The 17716-nt window shown below is 32.0% G+C and carries 14 protein-coding genes; 7 read left to right on the top strand and 7 right to left on the bottom strand.

Features of this window, described 5'->3' with window-relative positions:
- Positions 1 to 74: 74 nt before the first annotated feature.
- The 4 genes from Q0912_RS15195 to Q0912_RS15210 all read right to left on the bottom strand — a co-directional run bounded on the left by Q0912_RS15195 (position 75) and on the right by Q0912_RS15210 (position 4740).
- Positions 75 to 1514 carry a M56/M15 family metallopeptidase gene (locus Q0912_RS15195; protein WP_299116652.1) on the bottom strand — a complete coding sequence of 480 codons (1440 nt, stop codon included), beginning with the start codon at positions 1512 to 1514 and terminating at the stop codon, positions 75 to 77.
- Positions 1514 to 1897, bottom strand: coding sequence for a BlaI/MecI/CopY family transcriptional regulator (locus Q0912_RS15200; RefSeq protein WP_299116654.1), 384 nt, complete (start codon positions 1895 to 1897; stop codon positions 1514 to 1516). The genes Q0912_RS15195 and Q0912_RS15200 overlap by 1 nt, the downstream gene beginning before the upstream one ends.
- Positions 1898 to 2040: 143 nt before the next feature.
- Entirely contained in the window at positions 2041 to 3630 is a 1590-nt protein-coding gene (locus Q0912_RS15205; protein WP_299116656.1) for a T9SS type A sorting domain-containing protein, read from the bottom strand.
- Positions 3631 to 3900: 270 nt separating this feature from the next.
- A complete protein-coding gene (locus tag Q0912_RS15210) occupies positions 3901 to 4740 on the bottom strand; it encodes a T9SS type A sorting domain-containing protein (protein WP_299116658.1) in 840 nt (279 codons plus the stop codon).
- A 204-nt stretch (positions 4741 to 4944) separates the two neighbouring features.
- Here Q0912_RS15210 and Q0912_RS15215 point away from each other — a divergent pair, with 204 nt between their 5' ends.
- The 6 genes from Q0912_RS15215 to Q0912_RS15240 all read left to right on the top strand — a co-directional run bounded on the left by Q0912_RS15215 (position 4945) and on the right by Q0912_RS15240 (position 11738).
- Complete coding sequence (locus Q0912_RS15215; RefSeq protein ID WP_299116660.1) at positions 4945 to 6540, top strand: nuclear transport factor 2 family protein; 1596 nt, start codon at positions 4945 to 4947, stop codon at positions 6538 to 6540.
- Positions 6541 to 6588: 48 nt separating this feature from the next.
- The gene (locus Q0912_RS15220) at positions 6589 to 7743 is read left to right on the top strand and encodes a DUF6265 family protein (protein ID WP_299116662.1); all 1155 of its coding nucleotides are present in this window, start codon (positions 6589 to 6591) and stop codon (positions 7741 to 7743) included.
- A 76-nt stretch (positions 7744 to 7819) separates the two neighbouring features.
- Positions 7820 to 9166, top strand: a complete 1347-nt coding sequence (locus Q0912_RS15225) for a M28 family metallopeptidase (RefSeq protein ID WP_299116664.1) — start codon at positions 7820 to 7822, stop codon at positions 9164 to 9166.
- 5 nt (positions 9167 to 9171) lie between these two features.
- Complete coding sequence (locus Q0912_RS15230) at positions 9172 to 9522, top strand: hypothetical protein (RefSeq protein ID WP_299116666.1); 351 nt, start codon at positions 9172 to 9174, stop codon at positions 9520 to 9522.
- Between the two features lie 3 nt (positions 9523 to 9525).
- Entirely contained in the window at positions 9526 to 11160 is a 1635-nt protein-coding gene (locus tag Q0912_RS15235) for a M1 family metallopeptidase (protein WP_299116668.1), read from the top strand.
- Positions 11161 to 11165: 5 nt separating this feature from the next.
- A complete protein-coding gene (locus Q0912_RS15240) occupies positions 11166 to 11738 on the top strand; it encodes a YdeI/OmpD-associated family protein (protein WP_299116670.1) in 573 nt (190 codons plus the stop codon).
- Here the strand turns inward: Q0912_RS15240 and Q0912_RS15245 are convergent, their stop codons facing one another.
- Entirely contained in the window at positions 11739 to 12467 is a 729-nt protein-coding gene (locus tag Q0912_RS15245; RefSeq protein WP_299116672.1) for a response regulator, read from the bottom strand.
- Positions 12464 to 13534: a histidine kinase gene (locus Q0912_RS15250; RefSeq protein ID WP_299116674.1), complete on the bottom strand. Its 1071-nt coding sequence runs from the start codon at positions 13532 to 13534 to the stop codon at positions 12464 to 12466. Before Q0912_RS15250 ends, Q0912_RS15245 begins: the two co-directional genes overlap by 4 nt.
- Positions 13535 to 13721: 187 nt before the next feature.
- On the opposite strand from Q0912_RS15250, the gene Q0912_RS15255 reads away from it, so the two are divergent.
- Complete coding sequence (locus Q0912_RS15255; RefSeq protein WP_299116676.1) at positions 13722 to 16121, top strand: TonB-dependent receptor; 2400 nt, start codon at positions 13722 to 13724, stop codon at positions 16119 to 16121.
- A gap of 131 nt (positions 16122 to 16252) precedes the next feature.
- On the opposite strand, the gene Q0912_RS15260 is transcribed toward Q0912_RS15255, so the two are convergent.
- The gene (locus tag Q0912_RS15260; RefSeq protein WP_299116678.1) at positions 16253 to 17716 is read right to left on the bottom strand and encodes a magnesium chelatase; all 1464 of its coding nucleotides are present in this window, start codon (positions 17714 to 17716) and stop codon (positions 16253 to 16255) included.

Consider the following 17716-nt stretch of genomic DNA (forward strand, 5'->3'; position numbering starts at 1 on the left):
TTAGAATAAAAAAGCCAATTCTACCGACTACCATCGGATTTGAATTGGCTTTTTTTATGACTTGAATAGATATTTTAATCCAATTCAATCTTGCTTGCTTCTAAAATACCATCATAAATAGCCTTAGCTATCTCTTTCTGTTGACTGGTATTAACAAGCTTTGCTCTATCTTTTTTATTAGTTAGATAACCTATTTCTAATAATGTAGCCGGACTTTCTGTTTCCTTTAAAATCTTAAAGCCTTTAGTAGATTTAACTTTCATCTGAACATTACCTTGCTTCATTAAACTTGATGCCACTATATAACTGTATTTCATAGACTCTTTAAATCTTTGATTAAGAATCTCTTCTTCAAAATGATACGATTCTACTCCATATGTATCACTATTACTATGAGCATTGCAATGAAGACTTATAACAACATCTGCATTTTGCTTATTAATAAAATCTATTCTTTGATCTAATGTTAAGAATACATCCTTACTTCTCGTCGTAATTATTTTCAATTTTTTATCACTCAAGGCTTCTAATGCTTTAGAAATATTTAAGACAATATCTTTTTCTTTAATAGTGCCAGATAACTGACCCGGATCCTTGCCTCCATGAGCAGCATCAATGACTACAATTAAAGGCTTATCAGGGTTCTTAAATGAACTAAAAATAAATATGCCTCCAAAAAGTAAAAGGGTTAATAAGACTTTTGAATTTCGATGTAAAACTGTTGATTTTGATTGATGTAACATAATGATTCTGTTTTTGATTTGTATAAAATTAAAGCCGCTACTTAATTGTATGCGGTATTCTTTTTTACCTGAATTGATTATAGACTGTGAATAGTCTTCAATATCAACTCCCGATTGTATGGTAAGCTCATCAGCAATAAACTCATGATTCTGTGTAATTGCTCTTTTGTAAAGCCAAACGAATGGATTGAACCAAAAAAAGCAAGCAAAAATTTCAACTAAAATAACATCAAGAGTATGCCAATGTTTACAATGAATTATTTCGTGTTTAATAATACTTTTTAAATGACCATTATTATTGAGGCTATCAGGATTTATAAATAAATAATTAAAAAAGCTAGATGGGTTTTTTAAACCTTTAATTTCAATAACCTTAAGTGCTTCAACCGATTTTGTTGAATTTTTTGTGAGTTTAAATATGTGTATTAAATTTTTTAGAAACCTTATAATAAAGCATAGACATACCACAAAATATAAATACCATAAATAGTTAATTTCTGACCTAATAGGTTCTTGAAATTCTGATGTAACTGTTCCTATGGCCTCTTCATCAGTATCTAAAATAAAATTCTGACTATCTAATTTCACTTCGGTTAAGCTAGGTACAGTTTCAAAAATTTCAAATTCAATTTTTGGGGAGAGAAAACATAACACTAGAGTTAGTAACAGAAAAAATCTATTAAACTGAAACGTTTTTTGATATCTAAGTATTAGCTTATAAACTAAGTAAGCACAACCAAGATTAATAATCGTATAGAAAAAATAAGCCATTATTTGTTTCTTTTTTGTTTAATTTTTTCTTGTAAAAGTGCCTGTAATTCTTCTAGTTCCTCAACAGATAAATCCGTATTCTTAGCAAAGAATGAAGCAAATTGCGATTTAGAATCATTAAAAAAATGTTGAATCATTCCGTTAACCTGTTTTGAGAAATATTCATTTTTCTTTAAAACAGGATAGTATTGCTTATCTCTTCCTAAACGTTCAAAGCCTATATAATTCTTATCACACATACGCTTAAGTAATGTTGAAATAGTTGTATAAGCTGGTCTTGGCTCTGGAAAATGTTCTACAATGTCTTTCATGAACCCTTTTTTTAGAATCCATAAATACTTCATGATTTGTAACTCTGACTTATTTAGCTGTTTTATATCCACAATTATAGTTTTAATACTACAAATGTAGTAACAAAATTTTAAAATAAAAAATCCCAAGATTAAAAACCTTGAGATTTTTTCACTAACTAACTAAAAACATGAAGATTAAAAAATCACTTCACTATAATAATCTTTATTAATTACTAATTTTTAATTATTCTTTTTGTCATTATTTGATTTGAATCTGATGATTTAAACTTTAAAATATAGAGTCCATCTGTTAAGTTCTTTATATCTAAAATACCTTCACTATGGTAAACTTTAAATGTCTTAATTTTTTGTCCTAATATATTATATAAGTTAATATAACTTATCATGGTATTTGCCGTAAAATTGACAACTGATTTTGTTGGATTTGGCTTAACCTCAACTGAATTTATTGTATAGTTGTTAATTCCTAGTGAATTGTCTTCAACTGTTATACTTTGATTAGAACTATAATACCTATGAGGTAATGTAATTGGTGACGTAGGTCCTACAGAATACGTTATTGTATAATCTCCAGGCGTGGATTCTGAAAAATCAATTTCGCCTGTATTTTGATTTATTGACAATCCTAAAGGTGAACTTATATAAATTCCTCCAGTAACACCTGTTGTTAATGTAGGGGATTCGTCTAAATCCGATATATCATAAATGGATTGACTGTAACTAAACCCTGCAAAATCATTATAATGAAGGTTAATAAACTCTAATACCACATTAGCATAATCTTTTGCAAAAGGTTCTAAAGTACTACCTACATCCCTAACACGCCTATTTACTTCTGTCATTATACCGTCTACAGTTCCCGCAGCACTTACTTGTTGTACGATATAGCTGTTACCTACCTTATTTAGAACGTCAACATCAATATTAGCAGAGCCGTGTCTCTCATTACTATAGTAAAAGCCACTAAAGTAATTACTGTTATTAGGTCTTTGGTCATTACAACTACCACCACCAAAATTATAATCACTAGGTGTAGCCCTGTATCCAAAAGTATTATTTCTATTACAGCCAGGATAATCTAAATAAGCATAATGAGCACTTGTATTTGCAGTAGACCCAGATCCACTATATGGGTTATAATTTGCCCTATGGAACAAGGCTCCCAAACTATTTGTTCCTCTAACAAGATCTTCTAAAGAATAACTATTAATATTATTATTAGCTAAATTGGTTAGTGAAGAACCCGAAACAGTATTTAAATGATCATTTGATGCATCATTGATATCACTACGAGAAATTCTATAACCTATTTCAATCCTTGGAGTAGTGTGACTTTGTCCATGTAAATCTATATATAAACCCTTTCCCCAGTTAGATGTAACTGTGGCACTTGCTTCATCAATAAAATCGTGATATGCCTTCCAATAGTATAGGGCCTGGTTAGAGTCTTCAAAATTTTTATTAGTACTACATGTGGCTTCAATATATGCTCTATTTGGATCTAATTCTCTTCTGTGTAGCCTATTTATAATAACATGAGCATAACCTCCAGTTAAAGCAAATATTTCATCTTGAATGGCTTGTACCAAAATTGCAGTGTTATCGTCGGGCTCATTAGTACCACAAGATCGATTTGGTAAAATGCTAGAATTCATAGTTCCACCATGTGGTGCAGATATTATAATAGGTAAATTACCATTTTGGTATTCAATATAGTCATTACCACTATTATCAAATTCGATAGTTTGAGCACTAGTGAAACTAGTAATAATGTATAGCAGACTTAGTAGCTTTGCTTTCATAGATTTGGGTTGATAAAGTGAGGTACGCTACCAATTTAATGAATTAGTTGTGTTAAATCACTTAGGCAAATATATACATTTAATCGATAAAAACAACATTTTATTCGACAAAATGCATATTTTGTAGTTATTATCTTACAATACAATTAAATCAATAATATTAAAATGTTATGTAGACTAAGGTTTTGTAAAAATATAAAGCCAGAAGGTGTGACTCTAAAAGTCTGTTGATAATAATATAAAACAATTTAAGCCTTATTGCGGTTTAGATTAATGTAATAGTATCTTTTTAGAAACGGCTCCTTGCTCCGTCTCAATTTGTACTATATAAGCACCTTTAACAGGTTGGTCATTGAACTTAATTTCTTGCCTTTTCGAGGTTAGGTTTAGCGTATAGTTATATACTAATTGACCCGCTATATTATAGATTGATAATGCTTTTAATGTTGCATTAGACATATTATTTAGCACTAATATATTTGTACTACTATTATAATAAAACTTAAACTTTTCAATTTCGTTTTCTTCTACAGACAAGGATGCTGAAGAATCTTGTGACTCAGTAAAAACCAATTCGAAGCGATCTAAATATTCACCTGCTTCTGTATAAAACTGATAGTCGCTGTCTCTTAAATTATGATAAACCTCAAGCTCTTTATCATATAAGTAAAGGTTAAAGTCATTAGAAATATTTTCTAATGCGTCAATACCTATTGTACTTAAACCATTGTCATTTGTATGGAATCCTAATGGGAAATTTGAAGCTTCATTTACAATATTTGTCCCTTGAATTGTAAACATTTGCCCTTCAATTAACCAATACATATCATCATATTCTGTTGCATAATATGCAGCATCATAACCCCAATCAATGCCCGATGTTGCATTTTCATCTTCCGTTAAAAGCAACTGTCTATGTAGAGTATTAGGAGCAGTAAAACCTATTCTTATTTTACGTCTACTATCATCAAATGTATTTGGGGTAACTGAATTTTCATTTAACAATTCGGTAACCTCATGTAATGAAGTATTATTTGCAAATGACGTTCCAATAAAAACTACAGAAACTAATGCTGAAGTGAATGCAATTTTTAATGTAGTAGCTTTCATGTGTAGTTTATTTTTATTTATTCGAACTCTATACAAACCAACTGAAATTTCCCTGTGTATTAATATTGCTTCTACAAAACGTATGATAAATCGTTAAAAACCTAAATTTTGCACATATTTCCGATAAAAAACATATAACAATGACCTCAAATATTCCTTTTAAACTTATAATTTCATAATTTTAAATGCGACAAATAAGTATATATGAAAGTAATAACACTGCTAAGTCTTTTTTCTGTCCTTTTAGGTTTTGGGCAATCCAATAGTGAAATCTTTTTATTTGATATTAAGATTACTAACAATAAAATAGATGTATATAATGGTAAGAATATCTCTAACAATGAAGGTTATGATAGTCAACCCTCATTTTTAAATGAGGATAAAGTTCTTTTTGCCTCTACAAGAAATGAACAAACTGATATAGCACAATATAATATTAACTATAATTCAAAGATATATATTAATTCTACTGAAGGTGGTGAATACACACCATTAAAGATTCCGAATAAAAATGCGGTTTCTGCTGTGAGATTAGATAAAGATGGAAAACAAAGATTGTATACTTATAACTTAAGTAATGGAGAATCTACTGAGCTTATTAATGATTTAGTAGTGGCTTATTACACATGGTATGATGACAACACTACCGTTTCAGCGGTAATTGAAGACGATCAACTTAATTTGTTTGTTACCAATATTTCAGAAAACAAAAGCAGAAAATATGCAACTAATGTTGGGCGTTCGTTTCACAAAATACCAAATTCTAACTTAGTAAGTTTTATCTATAAAGAAAGTGATAAACAATGGCAAATAAGATCTCTTAATCCATTAACAGGCATAACTAAACTCATTGCCAATACTATTGAAGGTATTGAAGATATATGTTGGTTAAACAATAAAACACTTCTTTCTGGTAAAGATGGAGTCTTATATAAACTTACATTAAAACGCGATAATAACTGGAAGAAAGTTGCAGATTTATCGTCTTATGGCATAGCTAATATCACACGATTAAGTACTAATCCCGAAGGAACAAAGCTATTACTTACCGGAGATTTACTTTCAGAAACACCTAATACTGGCCAAGACACTAACACATCTAATAACAACAATAATCTCAGCCTATTAACTGAAGTACAAGCAGCAGCAGTAGTACAAAAACATGTTGAACCATTTAACAAAAGACAGCTAACAAATTTTGCCAATGCATTTGACTCCGATGTAGTTGTTAATCGTTTTCCAAAAGATTATATGTATGCTGGTAGAAATTCATTAAAAGAAAATTACAGGCAATTTTTTAGAAATAATAAAAAAGCTAATGTTAAAATTCTAAACCGAATCATCTTAAATAATTATGTTATTGACGAAGAGTTAGTAACTATTAATAATTTAACTATAAGACAAGCCACAATTTATGATGTCGATAAAGATGATATAAATGCCATGACATTTGTTAGAAATAAAAATGCAACATCCAATCCAGAAACTATTGTAAACAAGCAATTAGAAGCATATAACTCTAGAGATATAGACGAATTTGCAAAAACCTATTCTAAAGATATTAAACTTTACTTATTTCCAGATAATTTAACTTCAGATAGTAATGACGCATTAAAAAAACGCTATGAAACCATGTTTCAATCTGTACCAGATCTCAATGCCGAAATTATGAATAGAATTGTGCTTGGAAATAAAGTTATAGATAAAGAAAAAGTGACTATAAATGGAAAAACATTTTATGCTATTGCTATTTATGAAATAAAAGATGGGCTCATATCAAAAGTGACTTTTATTCAGTAAAATGTCTCTTTTTATTTTTGGCAACCGTCTTAATTATAAAACTAAATCATGAGACATTTAATAATAATCTTGCTTTTATCTATAACTTCTATAGTATACTCGCAAGAAAACACACTAGAACCAAAACTAGAAAATATAGCATGGATTTCCGGAACATGGCATGGCAATGCTTTTGGAGGACAAACTGAAGAAATCTGGAGTAAACCTTCAGGTGGCTCAATGATGGCTACTTATAAGTTAATAAATGACGGTAAAGTTATCTTCTATGAAATCGAAGTAATTCGCGAAATCGAAAACAGTCTTGTTCTTCAATTAAAACATTTTGGTCCAGATTTAAAAGGTTGGGAAACTAAAGATAGAACTGTTGATTTTCCTTTAAAATATATTACTGAAAATAAAGTTGTTTTTGAAGGTATGAGCTTTGAAAAAATCAGTGATACCGAAATGAATGTCTTAGTAGATATTAATGAAAAAGATAAAGTAGAAACTGTAAAATTCAATTATCATAAAAAAGAAAACACCAAACCCATTAAACAACTCATCGAAGTAAATCATACTGAAGAAAGTCCTACTATAGATGGTGCAGCTAATGAAGACATATGGAAAAAAGCCAAATGGCACTCAATAGATCAATTGTGGATCGGAAGTGCATTTAGTAAAGATGATTTTCAAGGAAAATATAAGTTGGCTTGGACAGAAGAAGCGCTCTATCTGTTAGCCGAAATCAAAGATGATAAATTAAGAGATGTATACAAAGACCCCTTAAAAAGTTGGTGGGATGAAGATTGCTTAGAAATATTTGTTGATGAAGATAACAGTGGTGGTGGTCACCAATATAATCATAATGCTTTTGCGTATCATGTAGATTTAGAAGGGAACGTCGTTGATGTTAATCATACAAAAGAAGGCAAACTATACAATTCTCATGTTACATCTGCTAGGCAGACTAATGGAAACACTACGGTTTGGGAAGTAAAGATTTTACTCTATGACGACGCTTACATTGACGATATGCAAAATAAACCCGTAAAACTAGAGGCCAATAAAAATGTTGGTTTTGCATTGGCTTACTGCGATAACGATAATAGCAAACATCGTGAAAATTTTATTGGGTCTGTATTTGTTGAAGGAGCTGACAAAGATCGTGGGTGGATAGATGCCAATATATTTGGAACATTAGTTCTTAAGGCAAAAGACAACTAAACATTGTGTTAACAAATATTTTAAAACATTGTGATTTCTAAGCTGTATTTTTAAACTCCTAACAAAAACCATCACAATGAAACTAATTTTTATAGCCATTACATTAGCGTCTACAGTATTACTTGAAGCGCAAACCGATCCAAAAATATATGATATCATTGATGCTGTTTCAGAAGAACGTTTACGATTAGATGTAAAAACACTTGCGGATTTTGGTACAAGGCATACCCTCAGTGATACAGTTTCTGACACACGTGGAATTGGTGCTGCCCGACGTTGGATAAAATCGCAATTCGATAATATTTCTAAAGACTGTAATAATTGTTTAGAAGTTTTTTATCAAAAAGATTTAGTAGAAAAAGGACGGAATCAACGCATTGTAAAAGATGTAATGGTGGTTAATGTTGTAGCTATTCAACGAGGTACAAAGTATCCTAATCGTTATATTATTATGAGTGGAGATATAGACTCAAGAGTATCCGACCCAACAGATTATACCTCTGATTCACCTGGTGCAAACGATAATGCAACAGGAATGGCTGGAGCAATTGAAGCTGCACACGTTCTCTCTAAATACAAATTTGAAAACAGCATTGTTTATTTAGGTCTATCTGGTGAAGAACAAGGCTTATTTGGTGGGCAAGGCATGGCTAAATATGCACAAGATAATGATTGGGATATCATTGGTGTTTTAAACAATGATATGATTGGTAATATAGCTGGAGTAGATGGTGTCATTGATAATCGTACATTCAGAATATTCTCTGAACCTATAACTACTGGAGAAAAAGATGCAGATAAATTAAAAAGACAAGCCAGAGCTCGACGTTTTTATGGTGGTGAAGTTGATGGAATTTCTCGTCAATTGGCTCGTTATGTATATAAAACTACAAAAACCTATATGCCAGAAATGAACCCTATGATAGTCTATCGTTTAGATAGATTTGGTCGTGGTGGACATCACAGACCTTTTAATGATGTAGGCTTTGCGGGAATTAGAATAATGGAAGCGCACGAAAATTACACACAGCAACATCAGGACTTACGAACCGAAAATGGTATAAATTATGGGGATACATTTGAGCATGTTAATTTCCCTTATTGTAAAAAATTAACTGCTGTTAATGCCATTACTATAGCAAGCCTCGCCTCTGCTCCACCTTCACCTAAAGATGTTGGTATTGGTGGCATTGTAGAAGCTTCTGCTAAATTGCAATGGGATAAGGTTGAGGGTGCCAAAGGTTATAAAGTGTATTGGAGAGATACTACATCTCCTACTTGGGATAATAGTCGCTATGTTGGCAATATCACAGAATTTACCTTAGATGGCATTGTTATTGACAACTTTCTTTTTGGAGTTGCTGCTATAGGTAACGATGGTCATGAGAGTATTGTAGTTTTTCCAAATAAAATTATCAGATAACAACTATGAGAATTGCAAAACTAAAGTCCTTAATACCTGAAATATTTTTAATCGTTTCGGTTATATATTATTGGATTTTAACGGCCAATCTTTTCAACCCAATAGCCATGGGCTTATTAGCTATTCTTATGTATCAGGTAATTAATAGAAAGCCTCTATCAGGCTTATTGATTTCGGGAGTATTTATAGGTCTTAATCTTTTTATGGTCTTAGCCTTAATTTCTGAATTATCTGAATTTGAAACTGTTAATCAAAACTATAAAAACCTCATCGTTTTTGGTTACTTATATCTCGGATGTAACCTATTAATCGGAAGTATAATGTTTATCAAATACTTAAAACTAAAAATCCATTAGATTTTGAAACACATATTATTCATCATTTTTATAGTATTATTTTCAACTGTCCAAGCCCAATTGCTACAAGACAAGAAAAACTTCACAAGACAAGATACCCTAAGAGGAAGTATCACACCAGAGCGTGAATGGTGGGATTTAAACTATTATGATCTTAATATTAAGATCCAGCCTAATAAAAAATATATTGCAGGTTACAACATTATACGCTATAAGGTATTAAAATCGTATAATGTAATACAGATCGATTTGCAAGAGCCATTAGAAATAACTGCATTTTCTCAAGATAATGAACAGTTAGACTATAACAAAATTGGTTCTGCCTATTTTGTTTTTCTTAAAAAGAAGCAAGTACCTGGAGAATATAATGAACTTTACGTACAATATGCAGGAAAACCTAAAGAGGCAGTCCGTGCTCCCTGGGATGGTGGTTTTTCATGGAAAAAAGACGAAAATGGAAAACATTTTATTGCAACATCTTGCCAAGGTATAGGTGCTAGTATTTGGTGGCCAAACAAAGATCATATGTACGACGAAGTAGACAGTATGCGTATCGCTGTAGATGTACCTAAAGATTTAATCGCTGTTGCCAATGGCAGACTTCGCGAAACTTACGAGTATGAATTTGGCGGCTATAAATTATACGAGTGGTTTGTATCTAATCCAATTAACAATTATGGTGTTAACGTTAATATTGGAGACTATGTGAATTTTTCTGAGGTTTATAAAGGAGAGAAAGGTCCTTTAGATATGGATTATTGGGTGTTATCTTACAATCTAGAAAAAGCCAAAAAGCATTTTAAAGATGCCCCAAAAATGATGGAAGCTTTTGAACACTGGTTTGGCCCCTATCCATTTTATGAAGATAGTTTTAAATTAGTTGAAGTCCCTTATTTGGGTATGGAACACCAAAGCTCTGTTACCTATGGCAATCAATATAAAAACGGCTATTTGGGCAATGATTTATCGCGTACGGGTTGGGGATTAAAATGGGATTTCATTATTGTACATGAAGGTGGACACGAATGGTTTGCCAATAATATTACTAACAAAGATGTAGCCGATATGTGGATTCATGAAGGTTTTACAGCATACTCTGAAAATCTATTTTTAGATTATTACTACGGTAAAGAAGCTTCCGCTGACTATGTAATTGGTACCCGTGCAAATATTAAAAACGACAGACCACTAATTGGCTATTATAACGTTAATAAAGAAGGCTCAAGTGATATGTATTATAAAGGAGCTAATTTACTTCATACACTTAGACAACTTATTGAAGATGATAATTTATGGAGGCAAATTCTCAGAGGTTTGAACTCAAAATTCTATCACCAGACTGTAACTACTAAACAAATAGAAGATTATATCAGTAAAAAAAACAATAAAGATTTATCCGCTTTTTTCAATCAGTATTTAAGAGATGTGCGTATTCCGACTTTAGAATATCATATCACTAACGGTAAACTTAAGTATAGATATATAGATATTGTAGAAGGCTTTGACATGCCTATTGAAGTTGAAATTGACGGAAAGACCGAATGGTTATTTCCAAATTCTGAGTGGAAAACAAAGGCTATTGAAAGTTCAGACTTTAAAGTAGACAGAGATTATTATATTTATTCAAAGAAATTATAAGTATTGTGGAATTTCCTGAGCTCTATTTTGAACGTAGTACAGATTGGTACGATTGGCTGCTGACTAATCATAATCAACACAAAGCCGTTTACCTCATATTTTACAAGCTAGAAACAGGAGTACCAACCATGCGTTGGGAAGAAGCTGTTAAAATAGCTTTATGTTTTGGTTGGATAGATTCTACGGTAAAAAGTTTGGGTAATGGAAAACGTAGACAATACTTCTCACCACGAAACCCTAAAAGCTCTTGGAGTGCACTCAATAAAAAATACATTATTGAACTTGAAGCTCAGGGATTAATTCAGGAGTCTGGTTATAAAATGATTACGTTAGCTAAGAAAACTGGCAAATGGACCGAAATGGATGATGTTGAAAATGGTGTTATTCCAAAAGATTTACAATTGGCTTTTGATAAAAACCCACGAGCTTACGAGAATTATTTAGGGTTTTCAAAAAGCTATAGAAAAGGCTATTTGTCATGGCTAAATAGTGCCAAACGCGAAGCAACCAAAGAAAAAAGAATCTCAGAAATAATAAGACTCTGTAACGCCAATATTAAAAGCCGTAATACCTGGTAGTTAATACATTAGTTTTTTAATATTTTTCATATATCCTCTACTTACTCTAACGACATCGCCATTTAGCATAGTAACATCATAGCTCTTGGTATATTTGTTTAATTCCTTTACAGCCTTAAGATTAATTATAGACGAACGGTGAACCCTTATAAAAATCGCGTCATTTAATTTCTCTTCAAGTGTAGAAATACCATAATTACTAACATAAATTTTACTTTCGGTTACCAATTTTGAATAATCACCATAAGCTTCAATTCTTATCACTTCTTCCACAGCTATAGTCACTAATTTATTTTGGCTTTGCACCAAAATACGTTCTGGGAATTTTGGTGCATCCATTAATAGACTTTCCGTTAGAGGTCTAGCTTTATTCTCATCAGTATTTTGCTTTAAACGGTCTACTGCAACCTTAAAACGCTCTTTAGTATAGGGCTTCAACAAATAATCAACAGCATGAACTTCAAAAGCTTTAAGTGCATATTGATCATAAGCTGTAGAAAATATAATCTGTGGTAATTCTTCAAGATGCGTAAGTACATCAAAACCTGTCATACCAGGCATTTGTATATCTAGAAAAACTAAATCTGGTTTAAACTCATTGATTATCTTCACAGCATCTACACCGTTATTAGCCTCGCCTAATAAAATTAACTCTGGGTAGTCTTCTAAATATTCCTTAATTAATTGACGTCCTGCAGCCTCATCATCAACTATAATTACTTTTCTCATATCGCAAAAGATATTTTTAAACCTTGAGGTTGATTATCTGATAAATTTAAGGTGCTTTGGTACATTTTCTCAAGCCTAAGCTTAGTATTGGTTAAACCGATACCCTTTTCAAAAACTGAAGTTTTGTCTTCAATACCTATACCAGTATCTGAAATTTCAAAATGTAATTTATCATGTTTCTTAAATATTGAAATGCTAATTTTTCCACCTTCAATCAATGATGACAAACCATGTTTAATAGAGTTTTCTACTAAAGGCTGTAACAGCATAGGAGGTACCATTTCATACTTCAAATTATCTTCAACATTTACTTCTACCTTCAGTCGTTCTTGAAAACGCTCCTTTTCTAAATCCAGATATTTATTAACAAACTCTAATTCTTCTTTAAGCGGTACTTTTTCTACTTGTGAGGCTTTTAACTGGTAACGAAACAAATCCGAAAGTTCAGCAATTAAATGTCTTGTTTTCTCATTCTTAGGTGGTACAGATGCACTAATAGTATTAAATATGTTGTACAAAAAATGAGGGTTCAATTGTGCTTTTATTGCAGATAATTCACTTTTTAGAGCTGCAGTTCTTAACTCTCCTTCTAACTTTAGTTTTCGTCGGTTTTCGACATAAAAGGTATAAGAATGCATAATACCAAACTGAAGAATATAAAATAATGCAGGTATATATATATCCCAAACACGACCTGTTCCTCCCAGATGATAAAAACCGATTTTTTCACAAATAATATAATATAGCTGCTGCCAAACGATAACAAAGGTTGGTAGTAAAACTATATGCAGAAGTAGCCTTTTAGACATTGACCAATGCCTAAGTTTTCTAAATAATAAATACCAAATAGGAATGGTAATTAAAAATTTAAGAAAATAATCTAAGCCACTATCATCAATAACTGTTATAAGATTAAAAAACTTATCATTTTTATCTGTATAACCTTGTCTATTAATAAACAATGTGATGTAGTAAAAAATTGCAAAAAAGAAATAGAAACCAATAAAACATAAGAGTTCGCCAACCTTTATTGACATAAACCTCTTATTGTAAAACTTCTTCTTCATATAAATAAGATTTAATATTCAAATATACTTTATATATAGGCTCTATACCATCAAAAAAAGGCGAGTTGACCTATATACCGACGAATAGGAATTCCTATTTATCGTCTTATATACCAACTCAACAGTTATGACGTGTGTAAAATATATAAGTATTTCAAATTTGTATCATAAATTTTAATTCAATTCTATGAAACCGTTTACACTACTCTTACTATTCCTTTTTGGATCCATTACAGCACAAAACTCTATTACAGGAAAAATCATATCAGAAGACCAACAACCCGTTCCTTCAGCTATTATATCATTATTAAATACTGAAACCAATGGGTTCGCAAAAGGTGAACTTTCTGATGACTCAGGAAATTTTCAATTTAAAAATATTAAAAATGGTTCTTATATGCTTTTAATAACCAGCCTTGGCTTAAAAGATTATAAGTCCGAAGTGTTTGTATTGAGTAATAGTGATAAAAACTTCTCTGATGTTATAATGCTTGAAGATTCTGCAGAATTAGGCGAAGTCACTATTGTTGCCGAAAAGCCAATGATAGAAGTCAGAGCAGACAAAACTATTTTTAATGTTGCGGGAACCATAAATGCCATTGGAGATTCTGGTTTTGAGCTTTTGCGAAAAGCACCAGGTATCATTATTGACAACTCAGATAGTATTATTGTTGAAGGTAAAACTGGCGTACTATTTTATATAGATGGCAGACCTTCTGTGTTGAGAGGGTCAGATTTGGTCAACTTTCTCAAAACTTTACAAGCGGCAGATATTGAGTCCATAGAAATTATAACTCAACCCTCATCTCGTTATGATGCAGAAGGCAATGCAGGTATTATAAATATAATATTAAAAAGAGATAAATCGTTAGGTACAAATGGCACAGTGGCATCGTCTTTAACCATTGGTGATTTTGCCAGAACCAGTAATTCTATATCCTTTAACAACAGAAATGAAAAAACAAGTATCTATGGTACTTATAGTAACTTCTTTGGAAAAAGTACCAGTTTCATCAATCTTAATCGCACACAAAATGGCACAAACTTTAATGCAAGAACAGAAAGTGTTTTTGACAGTAACCGCAACAATATAAGGCTCGGTTTTGACTATTATGCCAATAAGAAATCTACTTTTGGAATCATTATTAATGGTAATTTTAATAACTCCAATTCCGAAAGTGACTCAAGAACTCCTATTACACTAGGTAGTACTAATAACCCCTCAGAAGTTCTTGTAGCTGGTAGTGATTCTAAAAACAGAACTGCTAATCTATTTACAAACATTAACTACAGATTTAAAGATACTTTAGGGCATGCTTTAAATATAGATCTAGATTACGGAAAGTATGATAGCGAGCGCGAAAACCTGCAACCTAATCGCTATTTTAGCGAAGACGAAACACAAGTGTTAAGTGAAAATATCGTCTTCTTTGATACACCTATAGACATTTCAATTATATCTGGTCAAATAGATTACGAGCAAAACTTTTTAAAAGGGACATTGAGTCTTGGCGTAAAATATTCTAAAGTAAATACAGAGAACAGTTTTGATGCTTATGATAGAACTAATGGTAATAATGATTTAGATGAATCTCAATCCAATGATTTTAGTTATGATGAACAGATTAGTGCCGCTTACTTTAATTATAGTCGAAAACTTGATAAGTTTAATTTACAGTTTGGACTGAGAATGGAGAATACCATTTCAGATGGTCAATTAGAAAGCAATCAAGTGAATGCTAATAATCGTGTAAAACGCAATTATACCAATTGGTTTCCTAGTGGAGGAATCACATATCAAATGAATCAAAAAAATAGTTTAGCCCTTATTTATAGTAAGCGCATACAACGACCAAATTATCAGAGTTTAAATCCATTTCAGTATAGAATTGATGAGTTATCGTTTAGACAGGGTAATCCATTTTTACAGCCTCAGTATACGGATAATATAAAGTTATCACACACTTATAATTACAGACTAACCACATCATTAAGCTATAGTTTTATATCCGACTTTTTTGCTCAGGTTACTGAGGCTGTTGGCGATGATCAAAACTTTATTATTCAACGAAATGTAGCTAATCAAAAGATAATTAATCTCGGTATTTCATATCCCACAAAATTTAATGATTGGTGGCGTGTTTATTTTAGTGTAAACGCCTACCGAAGCATCTATGAAGCTACTAACCCGGATTTTGTATCAACCAGACGAAATACCTTAAGTCTGTATGCACAAAATACGTTTAAACTTCCTAAAGCGATTACGTTCGAAGTTTCTGGATGGTACAGTTCTCCTTCAGTTTGGGGAGGCACCTATGAAACCCAAAGTTTAGGGTCGTTAAACCTGGCATTTCAGAAAAAATTTCTGGATAATAAACTCACTGCCAGATTAGGTTTTAATGACATTCTCTTTACATCTCCATGGCGAGGTACTACACGTTTTGGAGACCTATTTATTGATGGTAATGGTGGAAGCGATAGCAGACAAGTACGTTTTAGTGCTACCTATAATTTTGGAAGAAATGAAATTAAAAAAGCACGTAAACGCAAAACAGGTATAGAAGCCGAAAAAAATAGAATAGATTAATAGTAAATATCTTATTGAAAAAAATCAGATACTTTAAAATTAAGTCCCCCCTCAATAATGGTTTAGCTTTGTGGATCTTTGAACCACAAAAAGAGTAATAAAAAAGGAAGCAAAATTGCTTCCTTTTTAGTTTACAACCCACTAATATAACTGCCATAAGGATCCTTAATTTGTAAGCCTTCAGAGTAACGATACTTACTTAATTTTTTAAACTGCACCAAGCCCCAAAGCACAAACTCTTTTTCAAAATAGACATCGCGTTGATCTATATCGGGTTGGTAATCTGCAAGTAAAGCATCTAGAGGGGTTACCTCATCTAACTTGGCTTTATAAGTAGCATCATCATAGTCATCTAACAACTCAAAGCCTTCACTATTAAAAAACCAAGACACTAAATCATCATAAGGTGTTTCTTCTCCTTGTTTTTCTAACTTTTCAATTTTAGGGAAATATTTAGGAAATAAGGTTTTAATAGCTTCATCCATTAACGTATTGGCGACAAAATCTGCACCTTCTTGCTCACCTTCGTACACCAATTCTACTTTACCAGTAATTGCTGGAATGACTCCAATAAAATCCGACAAACGCACTGTGGTTTTATCATCACCAGCAATTAAAGCACGACGTTCTGCAGTACTCAAAAGATTCTCAAAGGCAGTAATACTCATTCGTGCACTGACACCACTTTTAACATCGACATATTCACTCTCTCGAGCTTCAAAACTGATTTGTTCTAATAAGTCTTTTGCCAGATCAGGCACATAGACAGCATCTGCTTGACGCTCATCTAAATTTGCTTCTTGAGAAGTAATTGTTCTTGCCGTTTCTACAGTATCTGGATAGTGGGTTAAAATCTGAGACCCTATTCTATCTTTAAGTGGTGTAACAATACTACCACGATTGGTATAATCTTCTGGATTTGCCGTAAAGACAAATTGCATATCTAATGGTAAACGTAATTTGAACCCTCTTATTTGTATATCGCCTTCTTGTAAAATATTAAACAAGGCTACTTGAATACGCGCTTGTAAATCTGGCAATTCATTAATCACAAAAATGCAACGGTTAGCACGTGGAATCATTCCATAGTGAATCACACGATCATCGGCATAACTCAATTTTAAATTTGCGGCTTTGATAGGATCCACATCTCCAATGATATCCGCAACAGTAACATCTGGTGTAGCTAGCTTTTCTGCAAAACGCTCATCGCGGTGTAGCCATGCAATTGGTGTGTCATCTCCTTTTTTGGCAATTAACTCTACCGCATATCTTGATATGGGTTGTAATGGATCGTCATTAATTTCCGAACCTTCAACCAAAGGAATATACGCATCCAAAAGATTTACCATCATACGCGCCAAACGTGTTTTAGCTTGTCCTCTAAGTCCTAACAAGTTTATATTATGTCGGGATAAAATAGCGCGTTCTAACTCTGGAATCACTGTGTTTTCATAACCGTGAATACCTTCAAACGTTGTTACTTTGTTCTTTATATTTTCAATCAAATTATCTCTCAATTCATCTTTTATAGATTTTGATTGATAGCCTGATTTTTTAAGCTCGCCTAATGTTTTTATAGTTTTTATTTTCAT

The organism is uncultured Winogradskyella sp. (genome assembly GCF_947498345.1).
Classification (GTDB): Bacteria; Bacteroidota; Bacteroidia; order Flavobacteriales; family Flavobacteriaceae; genus Winogradskyella.

Excerpts from the sequence above, each read along its gene's own strand:
- Q0912_RS15220 (WP_299116662.1), top strand. The coding sequence starts at position 6,589 with ATGAGACATTTAATAATAATCTTGCTTTTATCTATAACTTCTATAGTA.
- Q0912_RS15255 (WP_299116676.1), top strand. The coding sequence starts at position 13,722 with ATGAAACCGTTTACACTACTCTTACTATTCCTTTTTGGATCCATTACA.
- Q0912_RS15225 (WP_299116664.1), top strand. The coding sequence starts at position 7,820 with ATGAAACTAATTTTTATAGCCATTACATTAGCGTCTACAGTATTACTT.
- Q0912_RS15205 (WP_299116656.1), bottom strand. The coding sequence starts at position 3,630 with ATGAAAGCAAAGCTACTAAGTCTGCTATACATTATTACTAGTTTCACT.
- Q0912_RS15245 (WP_299116672.1), bottom strand. The coding sequence starts at position 12,467 with ATGAGAAAAGTAATTATAGTTGATGATGAGGCTGCAGGACGTCAATTA.
- Q0912_RS15210 (WP_299116658.1), bottom strand. The coding sequence starts at position 4,740 with ATGAAAGCTACTACATTAAAAATTGCATTCACTTCAGCATTAGTTTCT.
- Q0912_RS15230 (WP_299116666.1), top strand. The coding sequence starts at position 9,172 with ATGAGAATTGCAAAACTAAAGTCCTTAATACCTGAAATATTTTTAATC.
- Q0912_RS15260 (WP_299116678.1), bottom strand. The coding sequence starts at position 17,716 with ATGAAAATAAAAACTATAAAAACATTAGGCGAGCTTAAAAAATCAGGC.
- Q0912_RS15215 (WP_299116660.1), top strand. The coding sequence starts at position 4,945 with ATGAAAGTAATAACACTGCTAAGTCTTTTTTCTGTCCTTTTAGGTTTT.
- Q0912_RS15250 (WP_299116674.1), bottom strand. The coding sequence starts at position 13,534 with ATGAAGAAGAAGTTTTACAATAAGAGGTTTATGTCAATAAAGGTTGGC.
- Q0912_RS15195 (WP_299116652.1), bottom strand. The coding sequence starts at position 1,514 with ATGGCTTATTTTTTCTATACGATTATTAATCTTGGTTGTGCTTACTTA.